Genomic DNA, 16,491 nt, shown 5'->3' with positions numbered 1-16,491 from the left:
AGGTCGCATGCAACTCATTATCACAGCTGAGGGGCAAGTTCGCTGTATTTACATGGAAGCCATTGACCTGTCCTCCATCGGTCGACTGCGTATCAGACGCGGTTCGTTTGTCGAACCGAATGCCACCGGTCAATGGATCGTCGATCTGTCCCCCGTTCAGGGACCGCGGCTGGGGCCGTTCGCGCAACGGAGTGCGGCCCTGCAGTCAGAAATTGACTGGCTGGAGCAGCATTGGCTCTCCCCCAGCCCCTGATATTGTATTTTTCCAACACTATGCCCCGGTCTTGCAGAATTGTCTCTGCAGGGCCGGGGCTTTTTTTATTGAACCCTTGTGTTAAAGGAGATATTAGATGAAACAGTCAGACTTGAATCGGGCTGTCGCCCTGGCTACCGGCGAGACAATTGCCACCGTTAAACGCCTGGGCTTCTTACTCGCGGAGCCCCAGGAAACCGTTGATCCGGATTCAGAAACGTCGGGACCGCTGGTCATCGACTGGGACGAACTGGAAAACCAGCGAATGATTACGCAAGCAGAGGGATTGAATCATGTGCCGTCGCTGGTGTGATTCCGATCTCAAGGGCTTTCACTGTCTCAGCCAGGCAGAAGTTCCCTTCCACTGGAACCGCCTGCAGATGCTCCGCAGTGGGCGGCAACGGGGACGACGGGCCGTGAAATCACGGCTTAGAAAACGGCGTCGCAAACGAAAGAATTCTGTTTGATGCAACGACTTCTCTTTTACCTCTTCAATTCAATTCCAGAAAGGAATGCTATGAAAGTTTTACTGATTAATAATGATGGCGGCGGATTCGCGGACTACATCGAAGTCGCCACGGGAACCACGGTCTCTCAACTGTTCGCACAACGCATGGCGGATGCGAATGCCTCGGACTATCTGATCCGTGTTAATCGTCAGCCGTGCCCTCCCGACCAGCAGTTACAGGATGGAGACCGGATTTCCATAACTCCGACAAAAATCGAAGGTGCGAAATATTAGTCGTTCCTGAAGTGAATTATTTTGTCTCTGACAGGCTGTCGGAATTACGGTTCCGACAGCCTGTTTTCTATTAACAGGAGTAAACACTCATGAAACAGAAATCAAAAACGGTCTGGCGGATGGCTAGTCTCGTAGAACAACAACTCAGCTCACAGGGAAGTGAGTCAGACATCGCACTACCAGAAGTGGGATGGCTGAGCTGTCTGCGATTGATCCGCATGCGACAGCAGGCACAGGAACGAGGTTGGCTTAGTGCGGCCTCAAAGTTGGAGCGGGTACTGACATCTGAAGTCAACCAGCTGACTCAACAAGTGGTGACGTTACAGCAGGAGCTGGAATCAGCAACTACCGCAAAGTCCGTGCCTGCGATACGCACCATTTACGACGACCTGCTGGCCCTGGAAGAGGAATTTGGTGATTACATCATCGATCTCAAGAATAAGACGATTTCCGTCGTCACAGAGTCAATTATGCTGGAAGGCGTCTACCTAGGGACGTTTGAGATTCGGCTGGAAGTGGCAAATCCGAATTCAGGCACTCCATTTCACTACCAGGTGATCGCCCGCGATCCGCAGCCACCGATTACCAATGATTCGGTCACGCATCCGCACGTGCAGTTTGACATTGTCTGCGAAGGAGATGCTCGCGTGCCCATCAGACGCTCCCTGGAACAGGGACGGCTGATGGACTTTTTCGTGCTGGTGACTCGTCTGTTGCTCACTTACAACCCGGAAAGCCCCTATGTCGCTCTCAGCGACTGGCATAGTGCGGAATGCAGTGAATGTGCGGATGTCGTGACCTCAGATGAACAAGCCTATTGCACCAACTGCGAGAACCGGTTGTGCCTGCAATGTGCCAATCGCTGTGCCGACTGTAACACCTCATTTTGCCACGATTGCATGACCCGCTGTGAAGTCTGTCGCGATGACTGCTGTGAATCCTGTCTGAAAGAGTGTGGACTCTGTCGTTCCAGCTGTTGTTCAAATTGCCTCGATAATGAAGAAAGGTGCCCGATCTGTGAAACACAGGAAGATGAAGAAACATACGAACCGGACCAGGAAACCACGTCGCCGGAGACGGTCTCCCCTGCCGGCACTCCGCTTTAGTCCGACCGCCTGGGCCAAACTGCTGTTTTTGCGTGATTATGGTAATACGGAGGTCGGCGGCTTTGGAATCACGGCCCCGACGGATTTGCTACTGGTCCAGGACCTGCAACTGGTGAAACAGACCTGCTCGCTGGTCCATGTGGCCTTCGACGACGAGGCGGTCGCAAATTTCTTTGATGATCAGGTGGATGCCGGCCTCCGTCCGGAACAGTTTGGCCGGATCTGGATTCATACCCATCCGGGAGCCTGTCCGGAGCCCAGTCCAACTGATGAAGCGACCTTTGATCGTGTCTTCGGTCGTTCTGACTGGGCTGTGATGTTCATTCTGGCCCGGCAGGGGCGGTCCTATGCGCGTCTGCGGATGAATACCGGTCCCGCGTTTGCATGCGAGATTCCGGTCAGGCGGGATTACTCAGAGCCCTTTCCGGGCTGTGATCCCGAATGCTGGGAAGAGGAATATTTAACGAACGTACATCCCGAACAACACAAACCCGGCAGGTCGTTATTAGCATTGGGCGATTTTGACTGGGATGCGGACTGGTTTTTCGATGAACCTGATTTGGAAGGAGACTTGCTGTGACAAAGACAACAGTAGACCGTTTTCAGAGACAAAGTAGCCTGGTTCCCCCAGAGAGGCTTTCTCAAGTTTCGGCCACCGTCATCGGAGTAGGAGCCATCGGCCGGCAAGTAGCCTTGCAACTGGCGGCGATCGGGACACCGCGTATTCAACTTGTGGATTTCGATAAAGTCGAATTAACCAATATCACGACTCAAGGATATCGGACACAGGAGATGGGGCTGGCAAAAGTTGAAGCAACAGCGCAGTCGATCCGGGAACTCGATGATTCGATTCACGTGGAGACGATTCCAGATCGGTTTCGTCCGTCTGTGAATATCGGAGAGGCTATCTTCTGCTGTGTGGATTCCATATCTGCCCGTGCGGCAATCTGGCGATCTGCAGGTACGCACTGTGATTTCTGGTGTGATGGACGGATGCAGGGGGAAGTCATGCGTGTGCTCACGGTTTCAGAGCCGCTGAGCGCTAAGCAGTATGCAGAGACACTGTTTCCCCAACAGGAAGCTCATCAGGGCAACTGCACTGCCCAAGGCACCATCTACACAGCCAACATGGCGGCAGGATTGATGGTGCACAGCTTTGGACGTTGGCTGCGTGGTCTGGCGTGTAGCCGGGACATGATGCTGAACCTGCTTGCCATGGAACTGAATGCTGAATGATGACTTATTATTAATAACATTGCGTATTTTCAGTTCCGATAAACCTTCTATTAACTCCAACCAAAGGAAATCGCATGAAAAATGAACCAACTCCAAAATCCAACTCAGTAGCAGAAACACTCAGTCCTGCTGCCAGGGATTTCTCTCGTGTGATTGCAGCGGCACTTGTAAAGTGCTGGCAACAAGAACGTCAAGCCCAGACACCTGAAAGTGATAATATCAGTCATTCCAGCCTTCATCGTCCCTCGTATCGCCCATAGCTAGTTTAGAAATATCATTGCTAACGAGTTTGTTGTATGCATTATTGACTCCTCCAAATGGACGACAGGCTCTGCTGAAAAACTGGGTGCGTCTATCTGCCCCACGGCGATTGTCAGTCATGTCTGAATAATAGTAGAGAAGTTGATGAATGGTTCCGACAAAATCAAAATCATCTTCCCCAGACAAGACTGACAGCATTGGGGCTTTCAGGAGTGGAAGGCGTTCTTTAAGCAACAGCAAGGGAAAATCACCGAGATAATCCTGCTTCAAATAAATCATCTCATAAATCTTCCGTTCACTCTGATTCAACGGTGCTGGTAACGCATTCTGGAAGCAACGCATTTGCGCATGAATACAATTTCCGACATAGCGATAGGCCTTCCAGCCTAAATCCATCAGAGTCCAACGAACCATACCATTATTGAGTTTTCCAAAAGGACTCTTCCGCTTTGAAATCTGGGTTAGAAACGAGTTTTTGGGACCTGCAAACCAGTTATCAAATTCTTCCTGCGTATCGCCCATGTGCTCTTCTATTGCTGTCAGAATGCGATCTTCAATCCAGTGTTGGCATTCCGGATCACAGCGAACGGTATTCTGCTCGTTGTATAACGCTATTCGGACTAAGAATTCAATTCCCTCAGAATTAGTTAACTGCATGGGTGAAGTTTTTGCTGCTGCAAAAAAGCCATAGCTGATAGTCTCTTTCCGGTCCGGATTTTCGATGCCGCACTCTTTTGCCAGTAGTTTGCCTTCTGTTTGCAATCTATCAAGACTCCATGGGGCTTCTTCTCCGCCGTAGGCGACCCCGAGATACTCCGGTAGAACAGTTTTTCTTCCAGATGTCTCTCGTCCGGATCTTTTAACAGTCAAGTCTTGCGAGCTAGCGAAGTTTCTTTCTAAGTGATTATTGAGTTTCTTAATTCTCTGGAAAAAATGAAACATCAGGCGATAACTACTGCGTTCGGCTGCACTGAGATCCTGATTACGGTTCAGTATCGAAAGCCCACCTGCAAAGAGATTGGTAAGCAATAAATCGCTCCCGGTCATGGGAAGTAATCGCCGGACGGAATCCTTTCCCTTCAAGCAAAGAAACTTCAACTCAAAATCGTCTGGTAATTGATCGCTGATTTCATCTGCAGGTCGCCACCGGCAGATTAAGGCTGAGTCTGCAGCTTTATGTGCCTTCCGCAGAATGGGACATTCCAGATCCCAGTAATCGCAGTGTTCGATCCGAACCGTCCCATATTGATCGCTCAGTGTAGTTTTTCTGACCATCGTAGCTGTAACTCCATTAAATATAGCTGCTTAGGTGGATTTTGGTGCTAATGCACTTGCTGCCAACCGGCATCTGAGTCTTGTCGAAATATTTTTCGTACGGAAATCACTATGCCAGAGGAGACCCACATTTGGTGTGACGTCTGATCCCCCGCTTTAAGAACTCCATGAAGTAGGAGATCAACGATGTCAGAGAGACGAACTCTCAAAATCACGAGGGAAGAAATCACCAAGGCTTTTTCAACTGGGGAATGGGCCGATAAGTATCCACCGATTCTCACGGTCGACCAGGCAGCGGAACTCTTCAACGTTCCCAAGGCCACCATCTATCAGTGGAAATCAGAAGGCAAGCTGACGGACTCTGCTCAGCGGGTCGGCAAGCATCTGCGTTTTCTCCGTGATCGCTTGGTTCTCAAGCTGATGAGTAAAGGAGTATAGAAATTATGAATACGAAAATTAAAAACGTCAATACGAATAATGAACGTGTAGGTGAGGTTGCATCGATATTTAACCGGAATGGTGTTTGGTACATCAATATGCAAATTCGCGGTAAACAGATGCGCAAATCTCTGAAAACTTCAAATAAGAAGGAGGCGCGTGCCAGGGCACTCGCCCTGGAGCGCGAACTGTTAAAAGGAGACACAGTAAAAACTGTTGAATCCGAACCTGTTCTGATTACTGATGCGATAGAAGCACTCATTCAAAGTTGTAAAACGGAGGAGTTGCGTCCAAAAACCATCAGTAAATACAGGCAGGTACTGAAAGACGTTGCTGAGTTTGCTGAATCACGTAATCTCTACAAACTGGAGCAGCTTGACGTTCGATTTGTGGATGCTTACCGGCAATACCGGAAACAGAAGGGGGCAAAACCCAAGACGATCTATACCGAAGTGGGAGTGATCCGTCGCCTCTTACTCTTTGCCAAGACGCGTCGCATGCTCAACGAGGATCCGCTGGACGGTTTGAAGCTCACTGAACCCAAAACGGAACCGCAACCGTTCTGGAACTGGGACGAGTTAGAACTGATCCTTGAGTCCAGTTCCAAGGTTCATCGGCCAGTATTTACTTTTCTGGCGGAAACCGGATTACGGATCGGGGAACTGCGATGGCTGACCTGGGACGATGTTGACCTGAAGCAGGGACTGATACATATCCGGCCGAAGGACAACTGGACGACGAAGACCGGGAATGTACGCTCGATCCCGATCTCTGATCGTGCTCGCGGGGTTCTACAGAAACAGCCCCGGCACAGTCGCTGGGTCTTTACGGCCAGGGCGTCCCCCAAATATCCCCAGGGGGATCATCAGGTCTCTGAACGCAGGCTGCTGGAGTCACTCAAACGAACTCTGAAAAAGCTGAAGCTGAAAGGCCACCTGCATACGTTCCGTCACAGCTTTATTTCGCGGGCCATTGTGCAGGGCATCCCTGAAGCGATCATCCGTACTTGGGTGGGGCATGTCGATCATAAGACACTGCAACACTACACGCATATCGCCAATCGGGAGTCGCAAGCTGCGATGCGGAGATTGAATCGGCCGGACGCGTAGTTGTCTGGCATAGAGAGTTTTCGAACGAGGTGGTGACCTGCTCACACCGTTCTAAATAAAAAAGCCGGGGCTCTGGAAGTCCCAGAGTCTCCGGCTGGTTTTTAAATTGTGGCCTGATGGATCAGGCCTGTTTGTACGACAGCAATGTCAAATCTTTTTTCGACAGGAGGGTTCATAATGAACCGGTTTTCTAATCAGCACAAATCTAGCACAAAATCAGAATCTTCAATTCCGGTTGATCGTTTGGTCCTACAAAAAAAAGGTCAAAAGCGGTCATGTACAAAAAGGAGCGGAGAGAGGGGGATTCGAACCCCCGGTACCTTGCGGCACACCGGTTTTCGAGACCGGCACATTCGGCCACTCTGTCACCTCTCCGGGTCGCGGTTTCAACGACGAAATGAATTTTCATCCACAGCATATAGCCAACACTGCTCAGCGTCAAATTCCAATCAGGGCCGACTTTGCTTTTCCTGAAAGACAAGCCGATTCGGAAAATCGTTCACCTCAGAAACAGCCTGTCTGCCCACTTTCTGCCGGTTTTTACCGTATGAGAAACAGGGATGTCTGCGTTACTGGTACGGGCAGGAGAACCGTTCGAGCGGATGAACAGTTCCAAATATCAACGATTCCCTGCATCTTTCTTGCAGACTCCCTAACGTCGGGATATGCTGGTATTCATAGTGATTTTCTGTAAAGAAAGGTTCCCTTTCAGCTTGGAAAAAACATCTCTCACAGAAAATTACTATCTGACAGCGAACATTTGGTAAATGAAGTAGGTATGATGTATGCCGAGGTACGCCCATTCTGTGGGGTGCTTTCGCCAGGCGTGATTACACAGGTATCGAATCCTCTCTTTCACGGCCTCGGTGCATCCGTTCATTAGCGATGGAACTTAGAATATGCGTCTTTTCCATTTTGTTTCAATCGTAAGTCTCTTTACGATTCTGACTTTCGCGTCCTCTCTCCCCGCAGAAGAACAATATCTGGAATTTGTGCAGGGACTCCGAGATAAAAACTATCACGATACCGCCCTCGAATATCTGGATCAGATCGAAGCTGCCAAGGACACTCCTAAAGAGGTCCGTGAGCTGATTCCTTTCGAGCGGGCGATGACGTTAATGCTGTTCTCGCGGACTCAGAACCTGCCTGAGAAGCAGGATGAAATCCTGAATATGGCTTTGGCGCAACTGGAATTATTCACCAAGCAGAGCCCGAACCACCCTAAGGCAGGTACCGCCAATACCGAACGGGGAAAGATCATTCTGGAAAAGGCGGAAGTCGAAGTTCGCAAAGCCGAGTCGCCGTCTGAGCAGAACAACAAAAAAGCCCACCAGGAGGCCGCCCGCAAGCTGGTGGCGCAGGCCCGGAGCATTTTCCAGAAAGCTTATAACCAGCACGAAAAGACCTGGAAATCATACCCCGCGACCTTTATAGATAAGCAGAAAGAGCCGGAAAAATTTGCGGCGCGGGCCAAAGCCGAAATTCAATTCATGAGTGCCCAGCTGGACCTGGCACAATGCACCTACGAAGAAGCACAGACCTATGATCCCGGCAGTGCCGACTTTAATCGACTGCTGAAAAAGGCCTCAGAAGAGTACGCCAAGATTCACGAACGATACCGCAGCCAGGTGGGCGGGTTGTATGCCCGCATGTGGCAGGGAAAGTGTTTTGAAGAGCAGGGCGAACTGGGCCGGGCGCTGGGGATTTATGATGAAATGCTGTCGCACCCCGGAAAATCACCGGCCCTGAGGCAGCTGACCGATAACGTTCTGCAGTTCCGTCTGATCTGTCTGAATGATGACAAGCGGAAAGACTATCAGCTGGTCATCAATGAAGCGGAACAGTGGCTCAGAGAAAATCGTTCACGCAGACGAACCGCGATCGGCCAGGGAATCACCTGGGAGCTGGCCCGGGCAGAAGAGATGCTGGCCAATCAGGAAGGCACCCCCAAAGCGGACCAGGAACGGATTCTGCGTCAGGCATTGACCAATGCCCGGTTCGTGAATGCATTCCGGGGGAAATATCGTGATGTCTCCCGCCTGATGGTGGGACGCATCAACGCCAAGCTGCAGGGGGGGGCAGGCGGCGATCCGCAGGATTTCGCAACCGCTTACGGCCTGGGGCAGGATCGCATCAAACAGACAAAAGCCCTCAAAGATAAAGTGGCTGCAGCGAAGAACCCAGCAGACAAGAAGAAAGCCCAGGTCGAGCTCAAACAGTTCATGGAAGAGACAGCCCGCATCCTGAAGCTGGCTCTGAAACTGTCTGACCGTAAAACGGACCCCAAAGAACTGGATCATGCCCGGTTCCTGCTCTGCTATACCTACTATAACCTGCGACGCAGTTATGAATGTGCCGTGCTGGGTGAATTCATCGCCAATTACCATGATAAAGAGAGTTCTCAGGTCGCTTTGGACGCAGCCTATCTGGCACTGGCGGGTTACCTGCAGGCCTACAACGATGCGCCGAAGGATCAACGCTACGTTGACAATCAGCATATGGAGAGCATCTGTAACCTGATTACAGAAAAATGGCCTCAGAGCGACCGCGCCAATGACGCCAAGATTCAGCTGGGGAATATCTACAGCCAGACTGAACGTCCGGTGGAAGCTGCGAAATGGTATTCCAAGGTTCCTTCCTCAGCTCCACAATATGTTGACGCCCAAATCAGAGCCGGTCAGGCTTACTGGAACAGCTATCTGACGGCCCTGTCCCGCCGTTCCGAGACGAAACCTGCCAACATCAATGAGTGGGCCAAGCTGGCTGAAAAACATTTGCGGACCGGGATTGCTGCGACTGAGAAAAAGGTTCCGCCCACAGCAGCGGCTCCTGAAAACCTGACCGCTGCGAAGACTTCTCTGGCCCAGATCGCATTAGACAACGGCAAATACCAGGAAGCGATCGATATCCTGAGTAAAGATCCACACTCAGTGCTGAAAGCCATTCATGTCGCGAAAGGCAAAAAACGTCCCGCCAAAGGGGTACAAAGTGCTGAATTTGCGAATCTGGTTTACCAGTTACAGCTGCGTGCCTATATCGGCCTGCAGCAGATTGATCTGGCACGCAAAGCGATGCAACAGCTGGAAGAGTCTGCCTCCGGTTCGGGTGGTGAGGCGATTACCGACATGTATCGGCAGCTGGGTATAAAGATCACTGAAGAGATCGAACGACTGAAAGCGGCTGGCGACGCCAAGCGACTGGCCGATGTCCGTAAATCTCTGGAAACCTTTCTGAACGACATCTTTAAGCGGAAAGATCAGACCTATGGTTCACTGGTCTGGATCGGAGAAACTTATTACGGCATGGGGCTGGGGGCCAGCGAGGATCCGGCAACCGCCCGCAAATACTTTGATCAAGCAGCTGCCGCCTTCGGAGAAATCATGAAACGCCAGGCAGCCACGGGCGATTTCATTCCCGGCAACTTCGAAGTTGGCATTACTCTGCGACTGGTCAACTGCAAACGGGAACAGGATGAATTTGAAGAAGCCCTGAAGCTGATCACACCAGTGCTGAAGGAAAAAGACAAGTCTCCCGAAGTCCAGTTTGAAGCTGCAACCATTCTGCAGGACTGGGCGGAAAGCGGCCAGGGAGATTCAAATAAAAAGTTCCTGCAGGCCATCAATGGGATGGAGCTCGAAAATGGAGCCGTAATTCGTGGCTGGGCCTACCTGGCACGGTTGCTCTCGAGTTCGATGGCGTCTTCGGGTCGTGATGATCTGAAGAAGATGTACTATGACGCCCAGTACAACAGTATCGACACACGTCGGAAATACGGGATCGCCAGCAATGACACCTCTCAGCTGGAAATGGCGAAATCGGAAGCGAATGTCTTTGCCCAGATCAGCGTTGATTTACCCGATGAAGTGTGGGAGCGATTCAATCAGCTTTATCGACAGACTCAGACAGATCTGGGAGAAGATCCCCAGGATCTGGAACGTCGTAAAGCGGTTACTGCAGCGGTTGCCAGCAATGACGCAGCACAACTTCAGGAAGCCTCCCCGGCAAATACACAACAGCAGGTGGCCCAACAGCCCGAGACGAAAGAAGCCAAAGGAGGCTCAAGTACCATCCTGTTCCTGGGACTGATTGTGCTGGGAATCGGTGGTGCCGTAGCGTTCTTCTTCTTTAGCATGAAAGGCAAAAAGTCACGTCCCTCATACCAGTTTGCGACCAGCAGCGGTTCTGCTTCGACGGAGATCAACATTGCTCCCCCTCCTGCGACTCCCAAATCGAGTCCTGCGAAACCGGAGAAGGCTGCTCGACCAGCCCCTTCTATCGACAAGCCTCAGACCAAAAAAGCGGCACCTGAGAAAACAGCCAGCAGGGACAAAACTTCTTCCAGCAGTTCCGGTAAGGAAAAACGGAAGCTGACTCCGGAACAGATCGCAGCCCGCAAAGCCAAGCTGGCGCAAATGTCGCCCGAGGAACTGGCTGCCCGGAAAGCAGCAGTCGCCAAGAAAAAAGCAGCCCAGGCAAAACAACAGAAAAAATCAAAACCAAATCCGGACAGTGAATCGCAGGACAGTTAACCTGAGATCACGATTCGATGCCGGTCAATCAGTTAGATCAGACAATCCGAGAAAAGTCATTTAATATCGTTGAGGAGTAATCAACACATGAAACGTTCCATCTGTTTCAGTTTGATGTCGCTGGCAGGTTTACTGCTCCTGGCTACCACGTCTGCGAACGCCGCGGATACCGTTTACACTTATACTGGCAGTCCCCAACTGGGTGATGTCGGTGGTTATACCAAGACGGAACTGTCACTAAAGCGCGGTTCGAAGACCGAAAAGATTCCGGCAAACGATATTGAACGCGTTCGCTGGGATGGAGAACCTCCCCAACTGAATATCGCACGCAACCAGGAACAGAATGGCAATTATACCGCTGCCCTGGAAGAGTATAAAAAAGCACAAGCGGGCGCCAGCGAGAACCTGAAAAAAGACCTGCTGTTCATGATTGCCCGGGCCAACCTGAAAAAAGCACAGTCGAATCCTGCAGAGCTGGATGCCGCGATCAAAATGCTCGACGATTTCATCAAAGGCAATCCGGATCATTTTCGCTACTACCCGGCAGAAAAACTTCTGGGCGAAGCCTATCTGGCCAAGAAAGACTTCGTGAATGCGAATTCCGCCTTTGGTAAGGTCGAGCGATCCCCCTGGAAAAACTACCAGATGGATGCCAAAAACATGAAAGCTCGTGTACTACTTGCCCAGGGTAATACGAAAGGTGCTCTGGACGCCTTCAATGCCGTGGCCAAAATGGATGGAAAAACAGAAGGGGAACTGGCCAGCAAGCGGGCCGCTCAACTGGGTAGTGCTCTATGCCTGGAAAAAGAGGGAAAACCACAGGAAGCGATCAAACTGCTGGATGACATGATCAAAAATGTCAGTTCACAACAGAAGGCTCTGCTGGCAGAAGCTTATATCAAAAAGGGTGACTGCTATCAGGCCATGGGGGAATCCAAAGAGGCTTTAATTGCTTATCTGCACGTTGACGTGCTGTTCCCTTCAGAGCCTGCCCTGCACGCCGAAGCACTGTATCACCTCTCCAATCTCTGGGGGAAAGTACAGCAACAGGAACGGGGAGCCGAGGCACGAGCCGTCTTGAAACAGCAGTATCCAGAGAGTGAATGGGCACAAAAGGCCTCAGGAAGCTAATATTCGTTACGAATGTCAGTTTGCTGGCAAGAATCGGCATGTCTACCCTTTACAAGCCAATTTTGGCCAATAAATAATGACAACCACAAACATTTACGACTTCCAGATACAATTACGAAATATCCACGATTAACACTCCTTTCAGTAGACCGGAGACCACAACGATGATGATGGGGAATTCCTTGGAACGGAATCAGACTTCAATGGCTTACCGCAGCCTGAGTATATTCTTACTGTTAGCCGTCCTGTTGACTCCGCTGGGACTGACTGCCCGCAGCTTTGCTTACCAGGATGAAGCTGCCCCGGCAGCCGGTGAAGCCCCGGCCGCTGGAGAGGCCCCTGCGGCCGGTGGTGAAGCACCTGCAGCTGGTGGTGGCGAAGCTCCTGCAGGCGGCGGTGCAGAACCTGCCGCTCCTGCCGGTAACGGTGCGGCCCCTGCCGCTGCGTCGGAAAGCTTCCTGTCGTGGATGATTCGTGCCTCCGGCTTTTTCGGCTTTATCCTGCTGCTGTTGTCGTTCCTGATGGTTGCCCTGATCATGGCCAATGTACTTTCCATTCGTCGCGACAACCTGATGCCTCCGGATCTGATTGGTGCTTTCGAAGAAAAACTCAATAACAAAGACTACCAGGGAGCCTTTGAGCTGGCTAAAAGCGACGACTCCTTTGTCGCACGCGTCCTGGCTGCCGGTCTGAGCAAACTGAATCAGGGATATTCAGAAGCCATCGAAGGCATGCAGGAAGTCGGCGAAGACGAAAATATGGCCATGGAGCACAAACTGAGCTATCTGGCTCTGATCGGTGCGATCGCTCCGATGATCGGTCTGATGGGTACTGTGTATGGTATGATTTTGAGCTTCCAGACCATCGCCAGTTCTGCGACTTCTCCCAAACCTTCCGAACTGGCTGACGGTATTTCCACCGCGCTGTTCACAACACTGGAAGGTTTGACCGTTGCAATTCCCGCCATGATCTTCTACAGCCTGCTGCGGAACCGGGTCGCCCGTTTCTCTCTGGAAGTCGGCATGATCAGCGAGAGCCTGATGAATCGTTTCTCTTCCAGCAGTAAATAAACCGTGAATTTCCAGCAGAGTCACTGCTCAACAGTTGAGCCAGTGACTCTGACGGAGAAAAGAGTCAACCAATGAAAATCAAATCCAAAAAGCCGGCTGTCGCTGATGTCGATATGACACCGATGATTGACATCGTCTTTCAGCTGATTGCATTCTTCATGGTGATTACCAACTTCGAGCAGATCCAGGCTGACGAGCGGGTCAAACTCCCGTCTGATTCCCTGGCCAAGCCTCCTGAAGTCAAAGCGGCTGATGAACTGGTTCTAAATATCGGATTCATGCGTAATAAAGAGGGCGAAATTACTGACCCGCAGGCTTATATCTTCTACACAGGCGAAGATATTCCCGTGTTGAAATTTGGCCCCAAGTTCGAACAGGAAGCCCGTATTTACAAACAGAAGAACCAGGACCCCAAGGATGTGCCCGTCATTCTGCGGGCCGACGCGCTGGTGAAAACCGGATTGATCCAGGACCTGATCAAGCTGGCCCAGGAAAACGGCTTTACCAAGTTTGCCTTTAAGGCGACACAGAAGATTCAATAACGACAGCGTGCCAGCGAACGCATTTGTTGTTTGCTTTCGAGGCACAGAGAAGATACTGATTTTAAATAACAGGAACAGGTTCCTATGAAGTTACGCAGCTCCGGCCGGGAAGCAGAAAAGATCGAGCCCCAGATGGCACCGATGATCGATGTGGTGTTCCAGCTGTTGATCTTCTTCATGTTGACGCTGAATATTGTGGAACCCGAAGGGGATTTCAACGTCAATATGCCGATCACGGACAGTTCAACTCCCGCTGAAGACCCGAAGCTTTTCCCGGATATCAAAGTTCGGATGATCGCCAATGAGGATGGATCACTGAATACGATTCGCCTGGGTCAGGTCAATCTGGGGAACGGGCCGAACGTTTTTGCCGGGCTCAACCATGAAATTCTGAAGATCATCGGCAAGCCGGGCAACCCGATCACGAAGGATATGGAAGTCGAAATTGAAGCCGACTACAACCTGCATTACGAATACACCCTGAAAGCGGTCAGTGCCTGCACAGGCCGGCTCGATTCTTCAGGAAAGCACATTATTCGCTATATTGAAAAAATCAAATTTGCGCCTCCCGTGGGTGGTCCTACCGCCGGCGGTTAAGCGTTGAAATAACCCGGAAAATGCTTACAGAAACTGAGATCTGTGAGCATTTTTTCATTTGAGCAGAATCTGTTTTTTTCTGACACCAATGTTCAAACGATCCAGGCGCTGAAATTCGTTGCAGAATCAACTGTAACCGATTCTTTTTTAGTAGCAGGTGATCTGGGCATTGGCTATAGTGTACGATCATCCTTCACCCCTCATGCAGGGGCAGAAGGTTTTTAATAACAGCTTGGTATATTCCGGTTTACCTGCCGGAAACAAGCTGCAGCATGTTGTGTGTTTGGGAGATCACACAATGATTTTGTTGCCTCGGTATCTGTTACCGGGATGCCTGTTGCGAACCAGTTTAGGTTTAACCGATTTCATGAAGGAAATGACGAGGTCCTGCATTGAAAAAATCAGTCCCAACCGGCCCATTCACGAACAGATTATACCCCCCGGCAAAGTGATCTGGTATCAGATTCCTTCACCCGGATGCGTACCTCAGATATGCTGAATGACTTCATTTCGAATTCTTTCAGCAGCACTGAAAACCGACTCAAAATCATTCCCAAACTCTCTGGATGTCTTACACCCGTTTCAGAGTTCAGGAATGTTTCTGAATCCGATCCCTGCCTGGCGTACAGGTTTGGGGATCTGGCATGTAATGAGTGTCAGCGTGCAGGAGTAAAAGGGAACAACTAACTAGAAGTTTGCCTTAGACCTGAAGTGACTCAATTGCAATGTTGTTAATCAGTATCCGTGTGCTCTACGCCTTTGTCTGTGCGGGAGCCATCGCGACGTATGTCAGCTCAAACCCGCCAAGCCCCGTTGATCAGTATCCATTGATCGCGTTTGTACTGCTGATGATGTTAACCCAGGGCGTAACCTGCCTGGATCTGCTCATTCGCCACAAACGTATCGAAGTGATGTCTGCTGTCTATTTCGGTCTGCTGGTCGGTGTTTTATTGAGCTACCTGTTAATCCAGGCCCTGAGCCCGGTGATTCAAGATAACCCCTGGGAAGAAGGGGTCGCCATGATTTCGACTCTGACACTTCCCTATCTGTGTATCTCGTTTCTGTTACAGACCAAGGACGATTTCCGTTTTATCGTGCCTTATGTCGAATTCTCCCGGGAACTCAAGGGAGGACGCCCCCTCGTGCTGGACAGCAGCGCCCTGATTGACGGGCGGATTGCCGATGTCGTGGAGACGAAAATCCTGGATTCGGAGATGGTCGTGCCCGACTTCATTCTGAAGGAGGTTCAGGATATCGCCGACAGCAGCGATAAGGTCAGACGCGTCCGTGGCCGCCGCGGCCTGGATATCCTGTCTGCTTTACAGAATAACCCCAACGTCGATATTTCGATGTATGAAGCCAAGGAAACGGAGAAGGAAAAAGGCCTGACCGTCGATCAGCGGCTGGTTGTGGCAGCGAAAAAACTGGGGGGCAAAGTTGTGACCAACGACTTCAACCTCAACAAGGTCGCCAGCGTGCAGGGCGTCGACGTCATCAACCTGAATGATGTCGCCAACTCCCTGAAGCCACGTTACCTGCCCGGCGAACATATCCAGCTGAAGATCATCAAAGAAGGGGAATCTCAGGGACAGGGTGTCGGTTATCTGGACGATGGAACCATGGTCGTCTGCGAGCAGGCCAACCATCTGGTGGGCCGTGATGTGGATGCTGTCGTAACCAGTGTGCTGCAGAGTAGTGCCGGCCGCATGATCTTCGGTCGTGTCACCGAGAGCCGATAAAGACATTCACAGCGGATTGCTGATATGAATGAACGCAAAACCAACCGTATCGGAATTGCCGTTGTAGAACACCAGCGGCAGTTCCTGATCGGTGTTCGCGATGCTTCCTCAACTCTGGCAGGCTATCATGAATTCCCGGGAGGAAAATGTGAGCCCGGGGAAGCTTCGGATATTTGTGCTGCCAGAGAATGCAGGGAAGAGACCGGCCTGGACGTCCAACCTCTCAAAGAGCTGCTCTACATCGAGCATGCTTACGAACATGCCGATGTGTTACTGCATTTCTGGCTGTGCGCGCCGATACAACCTGCCCCTGATCGGGATGCACAGAACCTGCAGGGGTTTTGCTGGATTCCTGCCAGTGAGCTTTCTGGTTTGAAATTCCCCGAGGCCAACGCCCCGCTCATCGACCTGCTGATCGACACTTATGTCGGCAGTTGACTACTACGAAATCGATCGTTTCCAC

The 16,491-nt window shown here is 51.0% G+C and carries 16 protein-coding genes and 1 tRNA gene; 15 read left to right on the top strand and 2 right to left on the bottom strand.

Features of this window, described 5'->3' with window-relative positions; genetic code table 11:
• Nucleotides 1-7: 7 nt before the first annotated feature.
• The 6 genes from Enr10x_RS25365 (at nt 8) to Enr10x_RS25340 (ending at nt 3,337) form a co-directional block, all read left to right on the top strand.
• Nucleotides 8-253, top strand: a complete 246-nt coding sequence (locus tag Enr10x_RS25365) for a hypothetical protein (protein WP_145451780.1) — start codon at nt 8-10, stop codon at nt 251-253.
• A gap of 97 nt (nt 254-350) precedes the next feature.
• A complete protein-coding gene (locus tag Enr10x_RS25360; RefSeq protein ID WP_145451779.1) occupies nt 351-566 on the top strand; it encodes a hypothetical protein in 216 nt (71 codons plus the stop codon).
• A gap of 204 nt (nt 567-770) precedes the next feature.
• Nucleotides 771-995: a MoaD/ThiS family protein gene (locus Enr10x_RS25355; protein ID WP_145451778.1), complete on the top strand. Its 225-nt coding sequence runs from the start codon at nt 771-773 to the stop codon at nt 993-995.
• Between the two features lie 89 nt (nt 996-1,084).
• Complete coding sequence (locus tag Enr10x_RS25350) at nt 1,085-2,101, top strand: hypothetical protein (RefSeq protein ID WP_145451777.1); 1,017 nt, start codon at nt 1,085-1,087, stop codon at nt 2,099-2,101.
• Complete coding sequence (locus Enr10x_RS25345) at nt 2,028-2,681, top strand: MPN domain-containing protein (RefSeq protein ID WP_145451776.1); 654 nt, start codon at nt 2,028-2,030, stop codon at nt 2,679-2,681. Before Enr10x_RS25350 ends, Enr10x_RS25345 begins: the two co-directional genes overlap by 74 nt.
• Entirely contained in the window at nt 2,678-3,337 is a 660-nt protein-coding gene (locus Enr10x_RS25340; protein WP_145451775.1) for a HesA/MoeB/ThiF family protein, read from the top strand. The genes Enr10x_RS25345 and Enr10x_RS25340 overlap by 4 nt, the downstream gene beginning before the upstream one ends.
• Before the next feature lie 219 nt (nt 3,338-3,556).
• Here Enr10x_RS25340 and Enr10x_RS25335 read toward each other — a convergent pair whose 3' ends face one another.
• Nucleotides 3,557-4,873 carry a hypothetical protein gene (locus tag Enr10x_RS25335; RefSeq protein ID WP_145451774.1) on the bottom strand — a complete coding sequence of 439 codons (1,317 nt, stop codon included), beginning with the start codon at nt 4,871-4,873 and terminating at the stop codon, nt 3,557-3,559.
• 186 nt (nt 4,874-5,059) lie between these two features.
• Between Enr10x_RS25335 and Enr10x_RS25330 the strand changes: the two genes are divergently transcribed.
• Together Enr10x_RS25330 and Enr10x_RS25325 are read left to right on the top strand one after the other, a co-directional pair.
• The gene (locus tag Enr10x_RS25330) at nt 5,060-5,311 is read left to right on the top strand and encodes a helix-turn-helix domain-containing protein (RefSeq protein WP_145451773.1); all 252 of its coding nucleotides are present in this window, start codon (nt 5,060-5,062) and stop codon (nt 5,309-5,311) included.
• Between the two features lie 5 nt (nt 5,312-5,316).
• A complete protein-coding gene (locus Enr10x_RS25325; protein ID WP_145451772.1) occupies nt 5,317-6,420 on the top strand; it encodes a tyrosine-type recombinase/integrase in 1,104 nt (367 codons plus the stop codon).
• Between the two features lie 290 nt (nt 6,421-6,710).
• On the opposite strand, the gene Enr10x_RS25320 is transcribed toward Enr10x_RS25325, so the two are convergent.
• A tRNA-Ser gene (locus Enr10x_RS25320) sits at nt 6,711-6,795 on the bottom strand.
• Nucleotides 6,796-7,319: 524 nt separating this feature from the next.
• Between Enr10x_RS25320 and Enr10x_RS25315 the strand changes: the two genes are divergently transcribed.
• The 7 genes from Enr10x_RS25315 to Enr10x_RS25280 all read left to right on the top strand — a co-directional run bounded on the left by Enr10x_RS25315 (nt 7,320) and on the right by Enr10x_RS25280 (nt 16,466).
• A complete protein-coding gene (locus Enr10x_RS25315) occupies nt 7,320-10,949 on the top strand; it encodes a hypothetical protein (RefSeq protein WP_145451771.1) in 3,630 nt (1,209 codons plus the stop codon).
• 87 nt (nt 10,950-11,036) lie between these two features.
• Complete coding sequence (locus Enr10x_RS25310; RefSeq protein ID WP_145451770.1) at nt 11,037-12,080, top strand: tetratricopeptide repeat protein; 1,044 nt, start codon at nt 11,037-11,039, stop codon at nt 12,078-12,080.
• A gap of 203 nt (nt 12,081-12,283) precedes the next feature.
• Nucleotides 12,284-13,150 carry a MotA/TolQ/ExbB proton channel family protein gene (locus tag Enr10x_RS25305; protein WP_232093132.1) on the top strand — a complete coding sequence of 289 codons (867 nt, stop codon included), beginning with the start codon at nt 12,284-12,286 and terminating at the stop codon, nt 13,148-13,150.
• 71 nt (nt 13,151-13,221) lie between these two features.
• Nucleotides 13,222-13,692 (top strand): ExbD/TolR family protein, encoded by a 471-nt coding sequence (locus Enr10x_RS25300; RefSeq protein WP_145113888.1) that lies wholly within the window; start codon nt 13,222-13,224, stop codon nt 13,690-13,692.
• Nucleotides 13,693-13,776: 84 nt separating this feature from the next.
• Entirely contained in the window at nt 13,777-14,289 is a 513-nt protein-coding gene (locus tag Enr10x_RS25295) for an ExbD/TolR family protein (RefSeq protein ID WP_145113890.1), read from the top strand.
• Nucleotides 14,290-15,014: 725 nt separating this feature from the next.
• On the top strand, nt 15,015-16,028 hold the full coding sequence (locus tag Enr10x_RS25285; RefSeq protein ID WP_145113894.1) for a PIN/TRAM domain-containing protein: 1,014 nt from the start codon (nt 15,015-15,017) through the stop codon (nt 16,026-16,028).
• Nucleotides 16,029-16,052: 24 nt separating this feature from the next.
• Complete coding sequence (locus Enr10x_RS25280; RefSeq protein ID WP_145451769.1) at nt 16,053-16,466, top strand: (deoxy)nucleoside triphosphate pyrophosphohydrolase; 414 nt, start codon at nt 16,053-16,055, stop codon at nt 16,464-16,466.
• The last annotated feature ends 25 nt before the right edge of the window (nt 16,467-16,491 follow it).

Source organism: Gimesia panareensis, assembly GCF_007748155.1.
Classification (GTDB): Bacteria; Planctomycetota; Planctomycetia; order Planctomycetales; family Planctomycetaceae; genus Gimesia; species Gimesia panareensis.
The sequence above is the reverse complement of the archived record's forward strand: the minus strand, read 5'-3'. Positions and strand labels throughout refer to the sequence as shown.